The organism is Verminephrobacter aporrectodeae subsp. tuberculatae At4 (assembly GCF_000193225.1).
Classification (GTDB): domain Bacteria; phylum Pseudomonadota; class Gammaproteobacteria; order Burkholderiales; family Burkholderiaceae_C; genus Acidovorax; species Acidovorax aporrectodeae.
This window is the reverse complement of record NZ_AFAL01000365.1, coordinates 1-16,803: the sequence shown is the minus strand read 5'-3', so window position 1 is coordinate 16,803 and position 16,803 is coordinate 1. Positions and strand designations below refer to the sequence as shown.

13 protein-coding genes and 1 pseudogene are annotated in these 16,803 nt (G+C 63.8%); 8 read left to right on the top strand and 6 right to left on the bottom strand.

Annotated elements, in window-relative coordinates:
* Positions 1-109: 109 nt before the first annotated feature.
* The gene (locus tag VTU_RS0108510; protein ID WP_010103250.1) at positions 110-544 is read right to left on the bottom strand and encodes a DUF1841 family protein; all 435 of its coding nucleotides are present in this window, start codon (positions 542-544) and stop codon (positions 110-112) included.
* Between the two features lie 198 nt (positions 545-742).
* Between VTU_RS0108510 and pcaF the strand changes: the two genes are divergently transcribed.
* Positions 743-1,951 (top strand): 3-oxoadipyl-CoA thiolase, encoded by a 1,209-nt coding sequence (gene pcaF / locus VTU_RS0108505; protein ID WP_010103248.1) that lies wholly within the window; start codon positions 743-745, stop codon positions 1,949-1,951.
* A gap of 28 nt (positions 1,952-1,979) precedes the next feature.
* Here pcaF and VTU_RS0108500 read toward each other — a convergent pair whose 3' ends face one another.
* Complete coding sequence (locus tag VTU_RS0108500) at positions 1,980-3,185, bottom strand: glycerophosphodiester phosphodiesterase (RefSeq protein WP_010103246.1); 1,206 nt, start codon at positions 3,183-3,185, stop codon at positions 1,980-1,982.
* Positions 3,186-3,327: 142 nt separating this feature from the next.
* Entirely contained in the window at positions 3,328-4,572 is a 1,245-nt protein-coding gene (locus VTU_RS26570) for an ROK family transcriptional regulator (protein ID WP_010103245.1), read from the bottom strand.
* Positions 4,573-5,127: 555 nt separating this feature from the next.
* Between VTU_RS26570 and alsB the strand changes: the two genes are divergently transcribed.
* The 6 genes from alsB (at position 5,128) to VTU_RS0108460 (ending at position 11,018) form a co-directional block, all read left to right on the top strand.
* The gene (gene alsB, locus VTU_RS0108485) at positions 5,128-6,072 is read left to right on the top strand and encodes a D-allose transporter substrate-binding protein (RefSeq protein WP_010103243.1); all 945 of its coding nucleotides are present in this window, start codon (positions 5,128-5,130) and stop codon (positions 6,070-6,072) included.
* Positions 6,073-6,084: 12 nt separating this feature from the next.
* Complete coding sequence (locus VTU_RS0108480) at positions 6,085-7,593, top strand: sugar ABC transporter ATP-binding protein (RefSeq protein ID WP_010103242.1); 1,509 nt, start codon at positions 6,085-6,087, stop codon at positions 7,591-7,593.
* A 13-nt stretch (positions 7,594-7,606) separates the two neighbouring features.
* Complete coding sequence (alsC, locus tag VTU_RS0108475) at positions 7,607-8,608, top strand: D-allose ABC transporter permease (RefSeq protein ID WP_010103234.1); 1,002 nt, start codon at positions 7,607-7,609, stop codon at positions 8,606-8,608.
* 33 nt (positions 8,609-8,641) lie between these two features.
* The gene (locus tag VTU_RS0108470; RefSeq protein WP_010103231.1) at positions 8,642-9,673 is read left to right on the top strand and encodes a hydroxyacid dehydrogenase; all 1,032 of its coding nucleotides are present in this window, start codon (positions 8,642-8,644) and stop codon (positions 9,671-9,673) included.
* 14 nt (positions 9,674-9,687) lie between these two features.
* Positions 9,688-10,635, top strand: coding sequence for a hypothetical protein (locus VTU_RS32645; protein WP_138927825.1), 948 nt, complete (start codon positions 9,688-9,690; stop codon positions 10,633-10,635).
* A 140-nt stretch (positions 10,636-10,775) separates the two neighbouring features.
* A complete protein-coding gene (locus VTU_RS0108460; RefSeq protein WP_010103227.1) occupies positions 10,776-11,018 on the top strand; it encodes a type 2 periplasmic-binding domain-containing protein in 243 nt (80 codons plus the stop codon).
* A 48-nt stretch (positions 11,019-11,066) separates the two neighbouring features.
* Here the strand turns inward: VTU_RS0108460 and VTU_RS0108455 are convergent, their stop codons facing one another.
* The 3 genes and pseudogenes from VTU_RS0108455 to VTU_RS26565 all read right to left on the bottom strand — a co-directional run.
* Positions 11,067-12,473: an L-serine ammonia-lyase gene (locus tag VTU_RS0108455; protein ID WP_010103226.1), complete on the bottom strand. Its 1,407-nt coding sequence runs from the start codon at positions 12,471-12,473 to the stop codon at positions 11,067-11,069.
* Between the two features lie 69 nt (positions 12,474-12,542).
* On the bottom strand, positions 12,543-13,745 hold the full coding sequence (gene fdhA, locus VTU_RS0108450) for a formaldehyde dehydrogenase, glutathione-independent (RefSeq protein WP_010103225.1): 1,203 nt from the start codon (positions 13,743-13,745) through the stop codon (positions 12,543-12,545).
* Positions 13,746-13,781: 36 nt separating this feature from the next.
* Positions 13,782-14,498: pseudogene (locus VTU_RS26565) on the bottom strand (glycine betaine ABC transporter substrate-binding protein); the annotation flags it as partial.
* Positions 14,499-14,864: 366 nt separating this feature from the next.
* On the opposite strand from VTU_RS26565, the gene VTU_RS0108440 reads away from it, so the two are divergent.
* On the top strand, positions 14,865-16,803 hold a 1,939-nt coding region (locus VTU_RS0108440), incomplete at its 3' end, for a type I secretion system permease/ATPase (protein ID WP_081479758.1).

The following is a 16,803-nucleotide window of genomic DNA, read 5'->3' as shown; positions in this document are numbered from 1 at the left end:
CTAGGCGCATGGGCGCCAAAGGTACAGCGACAACCCCACGCTGAATTCGGGAATTTGTTGCAAATTTGCCAATTTCTTGGGCAATGGCGTACGAAACCCGGGGCGGCGCTCAGTCCCGCGAGGCGCGCCGCTGCACGCAGGCGACGTAGGCCTGGCCGTCGGGCGGGCCGCCTGCGCGCTGGCTTTCCCAGAGCATCTCGCCGAGGCAGTCCATCGCCGCGTGGTGCGCGTCGTGCAGCGAATCGAGGCGTGCGCTCAGCCGCTCCACCGCCTGGCGTATTCCGGGCGGCTGGTCGATGCTGCACTGTTCGCTGATCGACAGGTGCATGGACAGGTGCAGAAACGGGTTGCCCTGCCCCGGCGTTGCGTCGTAGTTGCGCGCCACGGCCGCGTCGGCGTCGCGCAGGTCGGCGTGGTATTCGGGATGCTCGGCAATCCACAGGCTGGCCAGCGTCTCGATGGCCTGCAGGGGGGCGCCGCTTCGGGTCCTGGCGTACACCCCGCAGAAAAAGTGCCGCGCGTCGGCTCGGGAGGGGCTGAACATGGCACGCGAGCGTAGCACGCAGCCCTTTGCCCGCAGGCGGCTGCGCCGGACCCGGCGCACGGGCCGCGCCTGCCGCTCAGCGCTGTCGCCTGCGTGCAACGCAGGGGCCCCGTCCGTGCCATACATTGCGGCACCGGCCCGTCCGCCCCGTGCGGGGACTTCGGCGCCCATTTTTCACGACCCCCAGGAGACCCCTGCATGAGCAGCACAGCACAAGCCTTCATCTGCGACGCCATCCGCACCCCTTTCGGCCGCTATGGCGGGGCGCTGAGCAGCGTGCGCACCGACGACCTGGGGGCCATCCCCATCAAGGCGCTGATGGAGCGCAACCCCGGCGTGGACTGGGCGGCGGTGGGCGACGTGCTCTACGGCTGCGCGAACCAGGCCGGAGAAGACAACCGCAACGTGGCCCATATGGCCAGCCTGCTCGCGGGCCTGCCGATCGACGTGCCCGGCGCCACCATCAACCGCCTGTGCGGCTCGGGCCTGGACGCGGTGGGAACGGCGGCACGCGCCATCAAGGCGGGCGAGGCGCAGCTGATGATCGCCGGCGGCGTGGAAAGCATGAGCCGCGCGCCCTTCGTCATGCCCAAGGCCGATGCGGCGTTCAGCCGCAACAACGTGGTGTACGACACCACGATCGGCTGGCGCTTCGTGAACCGGCTGATGCAGGAAAAGTACGGCGTGGACTCGATGCCCGAGACCGCCGAGAACGTCGCCACCGAATTCGGCATCGAACGCGAGGCGCAGGACCGCATGGCCCTGGCCAGCCAGCTCCGGGCCAGGGCAGCGCAAAAGGCCGGCCACCTGGCGCGCGAAATCATTGCCGTGCGCGGTGCAGGAAAGGGCGAAGCCAGCGTGCTGAGCCAGGACGAACACCCGCGCGAAACCAGCCTCCAAGCGCTGGCCGGGCTGCGCAGCGTGGTGCGGCCCGGCGGCACGGTGACGGCGGGCAACGCATCGGGAGTGAACGACGGCGCCTGCGCACTGCTGCTGGCCAGCGAGGCCGGTGCCGCGAAGCACGGCCTCGCGCCCCGCGCGCGCGTGCTCGGGATGGCCGTCGCCGGTGTGGCGCCGCGCATCATGGGTTTCGGCCCGGCTCCCGCGACGCGCAAGCTGCTGGCGCAAACCGGTCTCGCCATCGAGCAACTGGACGTGATCGAACTCAACGAAGCCTTCGCCGCGCAGGGCCTGGCCGTGCTGCGCGCCTTGGGCCTGAAGGACGACGACGCGCGTGTGAACGCCTGGGGCGGCGCCATCGCGCTGGGCCACCCGCTGGGCGCCAGCGGCGCGCGCCTGGCCACCACGGCCGTGAACCGCCTGCACGCAACCGCGGGCAGGTACGCGCTGTGCACCATGTGCATCGGCGTGGGGCAGGGCATTGCCGTGCTTCTGGAGCGCGTGTAGGCGGGGTATTTTGCGCAAGGCGGCCGCATCAGCCGTCGCGCGCGCCCTTGGCCGTGTCCGGGAAATCGCTGAACACGCCGTCCACCCCGAGATCGAAGAACAGCCGGTATTCGGCCCGGGGGTCGCCCCGGAAGTCCGACGCCAGGCGCCGGGCCTCGTTGCGGAAGGTGTAGGCGTGCACGAACAGGCCAGCCGCATGCGCGTTCTTGAGCACTTCGGTGGCGGGCAGCAGCACCCGGTTGCGCTCGTCGATCGTGCCGTCGCCGTTCAGATCGTCGGCCTTGCCGTCCTGGTTCGTGTCCACCTGCCGGGAAGAAATCAGATACGGCTTCCAGGGGCCGATTCCGTCGGCGTAGGTCTTGACCTCCTTCAGGCCCTCGGGGGTCAGCAGGCTGGCGAAGGTGCGTGCATCGCCGGCCACGGCAAAGTCATAGGGCCGGTCGTAGGGCGCGCTCAGGTCCATGCTGCCGTCGGGATGGACGCCGTTGGCGTCGACCAATTGCACCAGGCGCAGCCCGGTCTTGCTGCGCAGGTACTTGAGGTTGGAGACTTCGAACGACTGCACGATGACGGGCGCAGCCGAGGTGGTGTAGCCGTATTTCGCGAGGATGGCGAGCAGGCGGTCCTCCAGCGGCAGGCCCTGCCTGGCGTGGTAGCTGGGGTGCTTGGTCTCCGGGTACACGCCCACGCTGCGGCCCGCCTTGGCGCCCTCGGTTTTGGCCAGGTCCAGCACCTCCTCGAACGTGGGTATCTGGAACTTGCCGTTGTACGACTGGTCGCGCTCGGCCATGGGCTGGACGGCGCGCAGCGTCTTGATTTCCGCGAGCGTGAAGTCCGTGACGAACCAGCCCTCCTCCTGCACGCCGTCGATCATTTTCTTCGTCTTGCGGCTGGCGAATTCGGGGCGCTGCGACACATCGGTGGTCGCCGTGATGTTCGGCTCGTGGCGCGCGACCAGCGCGCCGTCGCTGGTGGCCACCAGATCCGGTTCGATGAAGTCGGCGCCCAACGCGATGGCGCGCCGGTAGCCCTCCAGCGTGTGCTCCGGCAGGTAGCCGCTGGCGCCGCGGTGACCGATGACCAGGGGCTTGTTGCCGTCGAGCGTGGGGTAGTCGGGCGCATCGCTGCCGCTGCACGCCGCGAGCGTGAGCGCCAGGGCCGACGCGCCCCATTGGGCACCAGAAACAGAGGGGGTCGATTCAGGAAGAGGTCCATGCAGCGCGGTGTCCTTCATGCCAACTCCGATAGTTTTGGAAGCGCGATTGTGTCGCGGTCCGCGAAGGCAATCGGGGAAAAATCACCGGGATGAATGGTAAGAACTTGCTGCCTTGTCCAACGGGGTACGGAGCCTGAAAGAGCCCCCTGTTTCCCTTCTTTCAGTCCGCCATCCCGACCCCGCCGGCTGTGCCCGGTGTCGCCTCTTGAAGTTTTTGCAAGCCATGGGCAGACAACGCGCTGTCTACCCCCAGCGCAATCCCTCCGATGATCCCTGCATCACGCCCTGCCCGTGCGCTTTCAATGCTGAGCCGGCGGGTCGCCAATGGGGGAGCGCGGCGATAGACCGCAGCCCGCACACCCGACAGGAGGTCATCGCTCATATGCGCCAGTTTTCCACCCAACACGATGCATGCCGGATTGAACATGTTCACCAAAGTAGCCACGACCTCTCCGATCTGAGCCGACGCTTCGCGCACGAGTCTTATGGCGGTGATGTCCCCCGACGACACGAGTACACCCAGCTCTGGCAGTTCGATGGTCTCGTCGCCTTTGGCCACCCTGATTTGGCGCATGATCGAGGGCACGGAGGCAACGGCTTCGATGCAACCTGTATTGCCACAGACGCATGTCAGACCGGACGCCTGCGCTACGCGAATATGGCCGATATCCCCGGCGTCACCGTCTGCGCCACGGTGCAACGCACCCCCCTGGGTGATGATGCCGCAACCGATGCCGCTGGCGACCTTGATGAAGATCAAGGGAGACTCGGATGGAGGGCGTGAACGAGCCTCTCCGAGGGCCATCAGATTGACGTCGTTGTCCACCAGCACGGTCACATGCATTCGTTTCTCAAGCCACTCCCCAACCGGGAACCCATCCCATCCAGGCATGATCGGGGGCCGCACCGGAACGCCCTTTTCGAAGTCAACAGGACTCGGTATGCCCACCACCATGGCGCGGAGCGGAATATCCACGAGCTGTTGTGTCTGGAACAGTTCCTGAAAGCGTGATGCAATGCGCTCCAGCATGGTCTCGGGAGGAACGGAATAGTCGGGAGGGAGCGCGTCCTCTGCCAGTTTTTGACGCGCCAGATCCGTCACCACCAAGCGCACGTGCGTAATGCCGATGTCGGCCACCAGAATGATCCCGGCCCGCGCATTCAGCGTCAGCCCCAGCGACGGACGCCCTCTGCCGGCGTAGCGGGCCTTTTGCTCGCTGAACAAGCCCGTATCGAGCAGTGGCTGTATGTGGTCCGAAACGGTGGAACGGGCCATTCCCGTGATGCGCGCGACGTCCGCCCGGCCAATACCCGGCTGGTCTGAAATCAAATGCGCCAACTCACTTTGAACTTCCAGCCTTCTGAGCCGGAACGCCATTCCCAGTGATGGGCCCATGGCGTCCATCCCGGAAGTTCTTGCTGCTGTTTGCATGGTCTGCTTTGCGGAATCGGCGCGTGCCAAGGCAGTCGTCCCCTGATCCACGCAGCTTTTTTTCGGGTTTATTGGGCGTTCGCGGGCATATCCATTTCGCTGCGTGGCGAATTTAGCATGATAAGCGTTTGGTATTAACCCTGATCTATTGATAGTTCTGCTATTTACGACGGAATCAGTCATAAATCATACAAAATATGGGAAAACTTTCTCTGCGCATAGACTCCCGGCCAATTTAATAAGCGCATGTAGCGCGGCAGGAGACAGGAATGACGACCTTGGGTTTGGCTATCGCCAACGCAGGAACGATTGCATTTTGGTATGGGCGAACCACGTTGGCGAGCGCAAACCGCCCGGGCCAAGGCTGGGTCGCGGATGCCGCGCGCCCTGTCATGGGGGAGCTTTCCCAGGGACCGAAGACGCAGACCGCAGCGCAGAAGCCGTTGTGCGCGCTCCACAGCAATATGGATACCTGACACGCTATCCACCGGGCAACAAAAACTGCGCAACCGCGCGACAGGAGAGCACATGAAACCGAAGAAAATCGCCCTCGCACTGGCAGCCAGCGCATGCATGGCTTTTGCCCTGATTGCAAATGTCCACGCTGCTGACTACGCCATCGTCCTCAAAACATTGGCAAGCCCGTACTGGGTGGCCATGCGGGATGGCATAGCCGCCGAAGCCAGGAAGCGCGGAGTGCAGGCAGATGTCTTTGCTGCTGCTGGCGAGGATGACATCACCGGACAACAGCGCCTGCTGGAGGATGTGGTGAACAAAAACTACAAAGCCATCGGCGTCGCACCAATCTCTCCCGTGAACTTGATTCAGGCCATGGCCGCAGCAAGCAAGAAAGGAATCTACGTCGTGAACATCGACGAGCGTGCTGACATGGGTCAGCTGAGTTCTGCCGGGGGCAGCGTGGTGGCCTTCCTGTCCACCGACAACCTGGCATTGGGCGAGAAGGCAGGCGGGTTCATTCTGAGCAAGATGGGTTCTGCCGGTGGAAAAGTCGCCATCGTCGAAGGCAAAGCGGGAAACGCGAGCGGCGATGCACGCCGGGACGGTGTGAGAAAAGCACTGCAGACCCAATCCAATGTGCAACTCGTGGCCAGTTTGCCGGGTGACTGGGATCGATCCAGGGCCCTGGACGTCAGCAGCACGATTTTGCAGCGCAATCCGGATCTGAAGGCCATTTATGCAGCGAATGACACAATGGCTCTGGGCGCATTGCAGGCCGTGAAGAATGCGAACAAGCTCGGCAAAGTGCTCGTCATCGGCACCGATGGTGTGCCGGAAGCCATCCATTCGGTCAAGCAGGGGGAGCTCACGGCAACAGTCGCCCAAGATTCAGCAGCCATGGGCGCCAAGGCATTGGGCGTAATGATCGACACGCTCAAGAGCCGGCCGGTCATCAGGGTGGATCAGCCACCCCTGTTCATCGCAGTGGATTCCAAAATAGTCTCCAAAGACTGATGCGCCAGCGCCATGAACAGCCTGGTCGCCGTTCGTGACCTTGTGAAGCGGTTTGGCAGCGTGACCGCGTTGCAGGGCGTCAGTTTCAATGTTCTCCCGGGAGAGGTGCATGCCTTGCTGGGAGAGAACGGTGCAGGCAAATCGACATTGATGAAAATTCTCAGCGGCATCCATCAGCCCACGGCGGGTGAAATTCAGCTGGGTGAATCAACGTACAAGGCGCTCACGCCTGATGTATCGAAGAAATTTGGCATCCGGCTGATTTATCAGGAATTGAGCGTCATCGACTATCTGTCCATCGAGGAAAACCTGTTCGTCGGCAATTTGCCGACCCGCAGGGTGCTGGGCGTTCCCGTGGTGCATCGCGCCCTGATGCGCGAGAAAACGGTGCACGCACTCCGGCGGGTGGGTTCGAAGCGGGACCCGGCAACGCCAGTCGGTCAGCTGTCCCTGTCTGAAAAGCAGCAGGTCGAGATCGCCAAGGCCCTGGTGAGTGATGCGCGACTCATCATCATGGACGAACCCACTTCCTCGCTCACGGATGAAGAGGTCGGGCATCTGTTTCGAATAATTCATGAACTCAGGGCCGAGGGTATCGGGATTGTCTACATTTCCCATAAGCTCAAAGAGATTCCCGTCATCGCTGACCGGGTTTCGGTATTGAAAGACGGCTGCCATATTGCCACGTATCCGGCGAAGACCACCGAGCCCCAGCGCTTGGTGGCGGCCATGGTCGGGCGCGAGCTGGAAGCGGGACGGCCTGTACCATGGGATGGTGCAGAGCACGAGGAAATCTTCAAGGCTGTGAACTTGCAGACGGTGGACGGACGGGTCCGCAACGTCAGCTTTGGCTTGCGGCGCGGAGAGATTCTGGGCTTTGCCGGCTTGATCGGGTCTGGCCGCAGCGAATTGATGGAAGCCATTTTTGGCGCCCGCAAACTCCAGTCAGGCCATGTGCAGTGCCGGGGCAAAACGGTCAGCGTGGAATCGCCCTATGCGGCTGTCAAAGCGGGCATGGCTTTTGTGACGGAAGATCGACGCCATACGGGATTTTTCCACAATTTCTCCATCGCAGAAAACATTTCCATTCTGCATTTTCTGAAAAGTGCAAAGCGTCAGTTATCACTGGAGCGCATCAACTTTTCCAAGGAAAAAATTCTCGGGGAAGAATACAGGTCCAGGCTGCGCATTCGCTGTACATCCGTCAGGCAGAACATTGCTGAGCTGTCGGGTGGGAACCAGCAGAAAGTCATCATTGCCAAATGGTTGGCAGCCGGCAGTGATTTGTTCATTTTTGACGAGCCCACGCGCGGAATCGACGTCGGTGCCAAGAGCGAAATCTACCGGATCATGCGCCAGCTGGCCGGGTCTGGCAAGGGCATCTTGATGGTGTCTTCCGAGTTGCCGGAATTGCTCGGCATATGTGACCGCATAGCAGTCTACAAGGATGGACGCATCGCCAGTATTTTGAATAATGCAGACGCCACGGAAGAGAAGATTGTCCGGATTGCAACAGAGTGAAGGCCGATCGAGCATGAAAGACAGCGTGACGAGTGCCCATGAAAATGCGGGTGGCACAGCTTCGAGAAAACCGGGTCTGGCTCTCGGGACGCTGTGGCAAAGCAGCGGAACCCTCGCGATTTTGTTGCTGCTGCTGGCCATTTGCAGTGTCTTGTCTCCGGAATTCTTTCTGACCAAAGACAATCTGGTGCAGGTTCTTCTGCAAAGCTCCGTGATGATCTTGCTGGCCTGTGGCGTGTTCTTCACCATCCTGATTGCAGGGATTGATTTGTCCGTCGGGTCCATGCTCGCGCTGACCGGGATGGTGACGGCGCAGCTCATGGTGGCGGGCTGCCCACCCTGGCTCGCCGTATTGCTCGGGGGTGTGCTGCTGGGGGCCTTGCTCGGTGTCGTGAACGGTTTTCTGGTGAATGTCACGCAATTGCATCCCTTCATCATTACGCTGGGAATGATGGCGATTTACCGGGGATTGACCTTGATCATTTCGGATGCCCGTTCGGTGTTCGGGTTTCCGGTCGGTTTTTCGAATGTGCTGGCGGGGCGCGTGCTGGGTATGCCCGTGCCCGTGCTGGTCGCTATTGCGGTGGCGGGATTTCTGTATTTTCTGGCGTCGTACACCAGGCTGGGTCGCAATATTTATGCACTGGGGGGAAACGCCCAGGCGGCCTGGTTTTCCGGAATCAACATCAAGCTGCACACCTTGGTCGTTTTCGTCATTTCGGGCGTTTGCTCCGGAATTGCCGGTGTTCTCACGGTAGCGCGCACCGGTGCAGCGGAGCCGAATGCCGGCACCGGCTTTGAGACCCTGGCCATTGCCTCGGCCATCATCGGTGGAACCAGCTTCTTTGGTGGCCGTGGCCGGGTCACCGGCGTGGTGGTGGGCGGCTTGATCATTGGCGTGATCAGCAATATCCTGAACATCATGAACGTGCAATCGTACTACCAGCAAATCGTCATGGGTGCCTTGATCATTGGCACCGTCACCGCAGACAAGATTTTCGGCAAAAAGAAGTAATTCAGGATTTTCACCTCCATAGTGCGAGCTGCCATGATGCCATCTGACAAAACCATTCTTCTGGTTCCTGCACCGCGCGAGGTCGCAGACATCTTTACGGAAAACCAATTGGAGCGCTTGCGTGCCCTGGGGGAACTCCGCATCCATGACGATGCGCCTCCCACGCAGGCCGAATTCGAAGCGTTGGCGCCGAGGCTGAAAATACTCATCGGCCAGATCGATATGCCGGAATCGCGTTTGCGCATGGCGCCTCATTTGCGGGCGATATTCAATGTGGAAGGCAATTTTCTGCCGAACATCGACTATGGCTGCGCCATGTCACGGGGTGTCCGGATCCTGAACATCAGCCCCGTATTTGCTGAGCCGGTCGCAGAAGCAGCGCTTGGCATGGCCATCGATTTGGCGCGTGGCATCAGCCGCTCGGACCGGTATTTCCGCGAGGGGACAGAGAAATACGGTCTCGATGCGAATCGGGGAGCCTATTCCTTGCGCCAACAAAACGTCGGGTTCATCGGCTTTGGCGATCTGGGCCGCGCCATCGTGCCCTTGCTCGCGCCGTTTCATCCGCTGGTCAAAGTCCATGATCCGTGGTTATCCCGGGAGTACATTCGGTCATTTGGCTATGAGGCCGCCACGTTGGAGGCGGTGCTGACGAGCTCGAAAATCGTATTCGTGGTCGCGGGCGTGACCTCTGAGAACCAGGGCTTTCTGGGCCGGGAAGCCTTTGCGTCCATGCAGGCGGGGGCCTCGCTGGTGCTCGTCAGCCGTGCCGGGGTCGTGGATTTTGAAGCCATGCTGGACGTGGCCGCGACAGGCCATATTCGCGTAGCGACGGACGTATTTCCGGTCGAGCCATTGCCTTTGGACCACCGTGCCCGCAGGGCTGATTCCCTGTTGCTTTCGCCGCATCAGGCGGGCGCTTTGAATGCGACCCTGGCTGGCATCGGAGCCATGGTGACTTCGGACGCCGAACTGATCTCCCGCGGCCTGCCCCCCTGCCTGTGCAAGGTCGCGCAGCCGGAAACGGTGGCACTGCTGCGCAGCAAGCCCGTGGACAAGAGCTGATTTTCAAGGCATGTATGCGCGCCGGGGAACATGCGCTTTCGCTGGAAATTTTCAAAGGATGGCCTGCCATCGTCCTGCGGCAGGGGGACTTGGCGCTGAGTCTGGTGCCTGCCGTGGGCGGTCGTCTCATGGGAATTCGTGCGGGCGTGCACGAGCTGTGCTTTATCCATCCCGGTTTGCAGGGGAAAACCTTCTCCGGGGATGAACGGCAATGGCGGGACCTTTGCGGCGACTGGGCGTTTCCGCTGTGGGGCGGAGGAAAGACCTGGGTGGCCCCGGAGTCTGCGTGGCCTCGCGGGTCTCCTCATCGGGATCTGGACAGTCTGGCTTGGAAACTCACGGCGTCCTGGTGCCATGCAAGTGCCATGGGACTTTCGCTGGAGAGTCCCATATGCTCGGATTCAGGGCTGCAAATCATCCGCCGATTGGATTGGCCCGTGGGCGCGCGGGAGTGGGGCATTGCGCACACGCTTCGCAATGCGGGGACACGGACCGTGCGCTGTGGCGTATGGGACGTGTTGATGCTGCGCCGTCCAGCCATTGTCCGGATTCCATTGCCGCCGACGCCTTCTGGTTCGGCGCCAAGCGTGACGTCCTTGCCCGGGAAAGCATCGGTTGCGTCGCTGATGGAAGAAGGAATCATCGATGGGACGGCTTGCAGCGCGCATGTGCACTGCCATGTCGCCAAGGAATTCAAGTGCGGATTCCAGAGTGAGCGGGGTGAGATCGAAGTGGAATTTACCGAATGGAACGTTCGCTATGCCAGGCGTTCCGAGGTCGATGCGACGCGGGCCCATGCACATGCCCATCCGTTGGAAGTCTTCAATGCAGCGCAACTGCCTTACTTTGAAGTCGAGACCCATTCCCCTTTGCAGACCCTGGCGCCTGGGGACTTCATCCACTACGTGATCCATGAACGGGTGGAGTTCACGCAACTGCTCGGCCCCTCGGCGCGGCCGTGAGCCTCGACCCATGGTGCTCGGCTGCGCGGTACCGGCGCGTGTGAATGCAGGCGACGAGAGCAAGGGATCGCGCAGCGCCGCATACGGGTTTGTGCGCCGCAGGGAGAGGGCAGGCTCGATCGCCTGCGCTGCGCCCCAACATGGCCAAGAAGGCCGATGGCGTCGAGGCCACCGACCCTTTCCAGAAGGTCATGAACAGGTCCGTGGCTTCGCATGGGGCATTCGGATTCAGAAAGAACGACCAGGATTTGCGCGCCGCGTTCAACAAGGTGTTGCTGCCATTCATCGGCTCCGGGGAACACCTGGCCCTCGTGGCACCGTTCGGTTTCGGCAAAAAGGGGTTTCTGCCGACGAAGACGACCGCGCAGATTTGCGGCGCATGACGCGGACCTGCGTGCCCGCATGCCACGCGCTGCACGCGCGGCAGTGGATCAGCACTCGACGATGTTCACGGCCAGGCCGCCGCGCGCGGTCTCCTTGTATTTGCTCATCATGTCGGCGCCGGTCTCGCGCATGGTCTTGATGACCTTGTCCAGGCTCACGTGGTGCGTGCCGTCGCCGTGCAGCGCCATGCGCGCGGCGTTGATGGCCTTGACCGAGGCGATCGCGTTGCGCTCGATGCAGGGGATCTGCACCAGGCCGCCGACCGGATCGCAGGTCAGGCCCAGGTGGTGCTCCATGCCGATTTCGGCGGCGTTCTCCACCTGTTCTGGCGTACCGCCGAGCACCGCGCACAGGGCTGCGGCGGCCATGGAGCAGGCGACCCCGACCTCGCCCTGGCAGCCGACTTCGGCGCCGGAGAGCGATGCGTTTTCCTTGTACAGGATGCCGATCGCGGCAGCGGTCAGCAGGCAGTCGACGACGCCTTCGGAACGGGCGCTGGCGACGAACCGGGTGTAGTAGTGCAGCACGGCCGGAACGATTCCCGCGGCGCCGTTGGTCGGCGCGGTGACGACCCGGCCCCCGGCGGCGTTCTCCTCGTTCACCGCGAGCGCGTAGAGGTTCACCCAGTCGAGCACGCGCAGGGGATCGTCTGCGCCACCGATCGGGTTTCCGGGCCCGGAGTGCGCGCAGAGCCTGGCGTGCAGGTCGGCGGCGCGCCGCTTCACCTTGAAGCCGCCGGGCAGCACGCCCCGGGTCCGGCAGCCGCGCACGACGCAGGCCTGCATCACGTCCCAGATTCTGAGCAGGCCCGCGTCGATCTCGGCGTCGCTGCGCCAGTGGCGTTCGTTGTGGCGCATCAGGGCGGCAATCGACAGGCCGCTGGTCCGGCATTGCTGCAGCAACTCGTCGCCGCTGCGAAAGGGATGGGGCAGCACGGTCTGGTCCGGGAGCAGCATCCTGTGCTTGCGCCCGTCGGCGAGCACCTCGTCGCTGACCACGAAGCCGCCCCCCACCGAGTAGTAGCAGCGGTTGAGCAGTTCCACGCCCGCGGCGTCGTACGCCACGCAGCGCATGCCGTTGGGGTGAAAGGGCAGGGTCTCGCGCCGGTAGAACGTCAGGTGGTCCTTTTCCCGAAACGCGATCGGGTGCTGGCCCGCCAGGTGCAGTTCGCCGGTGTCGCGGATGCGTTCGAGCAAGGAGGCGATGGCCTCCACGTCCACGCTTTCGGGGTCATGGCCCGCGAGCCCGAGCAGCACCGCCTTGTCGCTGCCGTGGCCCTTGCCCGTTGACCCCAGCGAGCCATAGAGCTTGACCTCGACGCGGGCGCAGCCCGCGAGCAGCCCCTGGTGCAGCAGGCGTTCGGCGAACAGGCGCGCCGCGCGCATCGGTCCCACGGTGTGCGAGCTGCTCGGACCGATGCCGATCTTGAAGATGTCGAAAACGCTGACGGCCATAGGGGGGTCCTTCGTGCGGCGCTGCGCGCTTTGGCGGGAAGGCAGTATCCCCCTTCGGGGCCCTGCGCGTCAGGCGGCCTGCGCGAGCAGCCCGTGCGGGTCGATGACGAATTTCTTCGGCGCCCCGGCGTCGAACTCGGCGTAGCCGGTCGGCGCCTCGTCGAGCGGGATCACCTGCACGCCCACCACGTCGGCGATCCGGATGCGCTCCCAGAGGATGGCCTGCATCAGCGCGCGATTGTATTTCATGACCGGAGTCTGGCCGGTAAAAAAGCTGTGCGACTTGGCCCAGCCCAGCCCGAAGCGGATGCTCAGCGCACCGTGCTGCGCGGCCTTGTCAGCGGCGCCCGGGTCCTGCGTGACGTACAGGCCGGGGATGCCGATCCGCCCCGCCGCACGCGTGATTTCCATCAATGCATTCAGGACCGTCGCCGGGGCCTCCACCTGCGCGCCCGCGTGGCCGTGGCCGCGCGCCTCGAAGCCCACCGCGTCGATGGCGGAATCGACTTCCGGGGTTCCCAGAATCTGCCCGATTTGTTCCGCCAGCGTCGCGTCCCTGGACAGGTCGGTGGTTTCAAAGCCCACCTTGCGCGCATGCTCCAGACGCGCCGGATTCACGTCGCCGACGATGACCACCGCCGCCCCGAGTAGCCGCGCCGACGCGGCCGCTGCCAGACCCACCGGCCCGGCCCCCGCCACGTACACCGTGCTGCCCGGGCCGACCCCGGCAGTGACCGCGCCGTGGTAGCCGGTGGGAAGAATGTCGGACAGGCAGGTCAGGTCGCGGATTTTCTCCATCGCCTGCGCGCGGTCGGGGAACTTCAGCAGGTTGAAGTCGGCGTACGGAACCATCACGTATTCGGCCTGCCCACCGATCCAGCCGCCCATGTCAACGTAGCCGTAGGCACCGCCGGCGCGCGCGGGGTTGACGCTCAGGCAGACGCCGGTGTTTTGCTCCTTGCAGCTGCGGCAGCGCCCGCAGGCCACGTTGAACGGCACGGAAACCATGTCGCCGGGTTTGAGCGTCTCGACGTCGCGGCCGGCCTCCAGCACCTCGCCCGTGATTTCATGGCCCAGCACCAGCCCGGCCGGCGCCGTGGTGCGGCCGCGCACCATGTGCTGGTCGGAGCCGCAGATATTGGTGCTCAGAACCCGCAGGATCACGCCGTGCTCGGCGCTCTTGCCCAGGGGATCGAGCAGCTTGGGGAAGGGGATGGACTGGACCTCGACCTGGCCCGGGCGCAGGTAAACGACAGCGCGATTCGTTGACATGGGGAGTCTCCTTGGGTTTTGCTTGGGACGAAGATTTCATCGCCGGAGCGCCGCCGCGACGGCGGGCAGGCCGTCCTGGCCGGAAAAGGTTTTCACGCCCTGGAGCCATCCGTCGAGCAGGGCGGGGTTTTTCTTCAGATAGGCTCTGGCCGCGGCGTTGGGCCGGGCTTTTTCGAGAATGCCGAGCATCACCGCGTTTTCGACGTCGGTGCTGAATTGCAGGTTTTTCAGCAGCGTCGCGACGTTCGGGCAGCGTGCCTCGTAGCTTGGTGGAATGGCGGTGAATACCTTGGCCTCCCCGAAGTTCGGGCCAAACACGGCGTCACCGCCCTCCAGGTATTTCATCTTCATCTGCACGTTCATGGGGTGCGGCTCCCAGCCCAGAAAGACGATCGCCCGGCTGCCGCGCGCCGCGCGCCGGACTTCGGCGAGCATTCCCGCTTCGCTGGACTCGACCAACCTGAAGCCTCCCAGGCCGTACTCGTTCTTGTCGATCATGCGCTGCATCAGCGCGTTGCCATCGTTGCCGGGCTCGATGCCGTGGAGCTTGCCGTCGAGTTCCTTGCGGAACCCGGCGATATCGGCAAAGGTTTTCAGCCCCTTTTCGTACAGATACGCAGGGACCGCGAGGGTGTACTTGGCGCCCACCAGATTCGGCCGCTCGAGCACCCTGATCTGCCCGGCCTTGACGAAGGGCTCGATGATCGGCGTCATGCTCGGGCTCCAGTAGCCCAGGAAGGCGTCGATCCTCTGTTACGTGCCAACCATGCATCGTTCCGTACAAATTGTGTAACGTCAAATCCAAATCATTGTTTTCAAGTTACCATATGTCATTCCTTCTTCACACGACCCGTCAGGCAGTTTTGACATGTTCCGCACTCTCTCCGACACACGCGTTACCAAGCAGCAGTGCGGGAATACATCGGCCGCGTCGCGGCCGCACTCAAACTTTGCACCGATTGTGTCAGCGACCGCACCTGTCCCGATCCGCGCGTGCACGGCTTCGAACTTGCAGCGTCTCCAGTCAGGCTCGACGGGCAGCAAGCAGTTTCGGCCCCGCGAGTCTCTGCCCAGGAGCGCAAGCCCTGGGGCAAATCAAGAGAAGGGATGAGTTCCCCCATGGCAGAGAAGAATACAGAGGTAGCTGCCCCCGTGGCCACGGCCGACACGCCGGATGCACCCACAGCAGCACCGCAGACCAGCACGCGCCAGGACCCGGCAGCGGACTCGCTCACGGCCCTGTGCATGGTCGCCCGGCTGCACCAAACCGCAGCCGACCCGGCCACGCTGGCCCACCAAATCGGCTTGCGGCCCAGCGAACCCGCGAGCACCGAGGACCTGCTCCGGGCGGCCAAGCACCTGGGCCTGCGCGCCAAGCGCTCGCGCACCGGCACCGACCGGCTCTCCCTGAGTCCGCTGCCCGCGCTGGCCCTGCTGCGCGGGCCGGCCGGTTCGGCGCGCACGGTCGTTCTTGCCCAGTGCGACGGGCAGCGGGTGCTCTTGCAGGACCCGTCGGCGCCCGCTGCGGGCAGCCAGCCGGTGATCGAACCCCTGGAGGTCTTTGCCGCCCGCTGGACGGGCGAACTCATCCTCATCACCAGCCGCGCGAGCTTGGCCGGCGAACTGGCCAAGTTTGACTTCTCCTGGTTCATCCCCAGCCTCGTCAAGCACCGCAAGCTCCTGGGCGAGGTGCTGCTGATCTCGTTCATGCTGCAACTCTTTGCGCTGGTCAGCCCGCTGTTCTTTCAGGTCGTGATGGACAAGGTGCTGGTGCACCGGGGCGTGACCACGCTGGACGTTCTGGTCATCGGCCTCGTGATCGTGGTGCTGTTCGAGAGCGTTCTGAACGCACTGCGCAGTTACGTTTTCAGCCACACGACGAACCGCATCGACGTGGAACTCGGCGCGCGCCTGTTTCGCCACTTGGTGCAGCTGCCGCTGGCCTACTTTCAGGCGCGGCGCGTGGGCGACTCGGTGGCGCGCGTGCGCGAGTTGGAGAACATCCGCAGCTTTCTGACCGGCAACGCCCTGACCGTGGTGCTGGACGTGCTGTTCTCGGGGGTCTTCATCGCGGTGATGCTGTTCTACAGCGTCCCGCTGACGCTCATCGTGCTCGTCAGCCTGCCGCTGTACTTTGGCCTGAGCCTCGCGGTCGTGCCCATGCTGCGCCGCCGGCTGGACCACAAATTCGCCCGCGGAGCAGAAAACCAGGCGATGCTGGTGGAGACCGTGAGCGCAATCCAGACCGTCAAGGCGGGCGCGCTCGAGCCCTCCTTCGCACGCCGCTGGGACAAGCAGCTGGCCGCCTACGTCAGCGCCAGCTTCCGGACGCAGAACCTGGCCAGCTGGGCGCACGAGGGAATCAACCTGATCGGCAAACTCGTCAACGCCGCCACGCTCTGGTACGGCGCGCGCCTGGTCATGGACAACGCGCTCACCGTCGGCCAGTTCATCGCCTTCAACATGTTTGCCCAGCGCGTGGCGCAGCCCATCATGCGCATGGCGCAGCTGTGGACGGACTTCCAGCAGACCGGCATCTCCATGGCGCGGCTGGGCGACATCCTCGACACGCGCACCGAAGTGCCCCCGAGCAGCGCCGCCCAATTACCCCCGATCGAGGGCCGCATCACGCTCGACGGCGTCCACTTTCGCTACCGGCCCGAGGCCGCGCCCGTCCTGGCGGGGGTGAGCCTGGACCTGCGCCCCGGAGAAATCATCGGCATCGTGGGCCGCTCGGGCTCGGGCAAGAGCACGCTCACCAAACTGATCCAGCGCCTGTACACGCCCAGCCAGGGCCGCATCCTCGTGGACGGAATCGACATCAGCCTCATCGACGCGGCCCAGCTGCGCCGCCAGGTGGGCGTGGTGCTGCAGGAGAACCTGCTGTTCAACCGCAGCGTGCGCGAGAACATCGCCATCGCCGACCCCGCGACCCCCATAGAGGCCGTGCTGCAAGCCGCCCGGCTCGCGGGAGCGCACGATTTCATCAGCGAACTGCCCGAGGGCTACGACACCCTGGTCGGCGAGCAGGGCGGCAGCCTCTCGGGCGGCCAGCGCC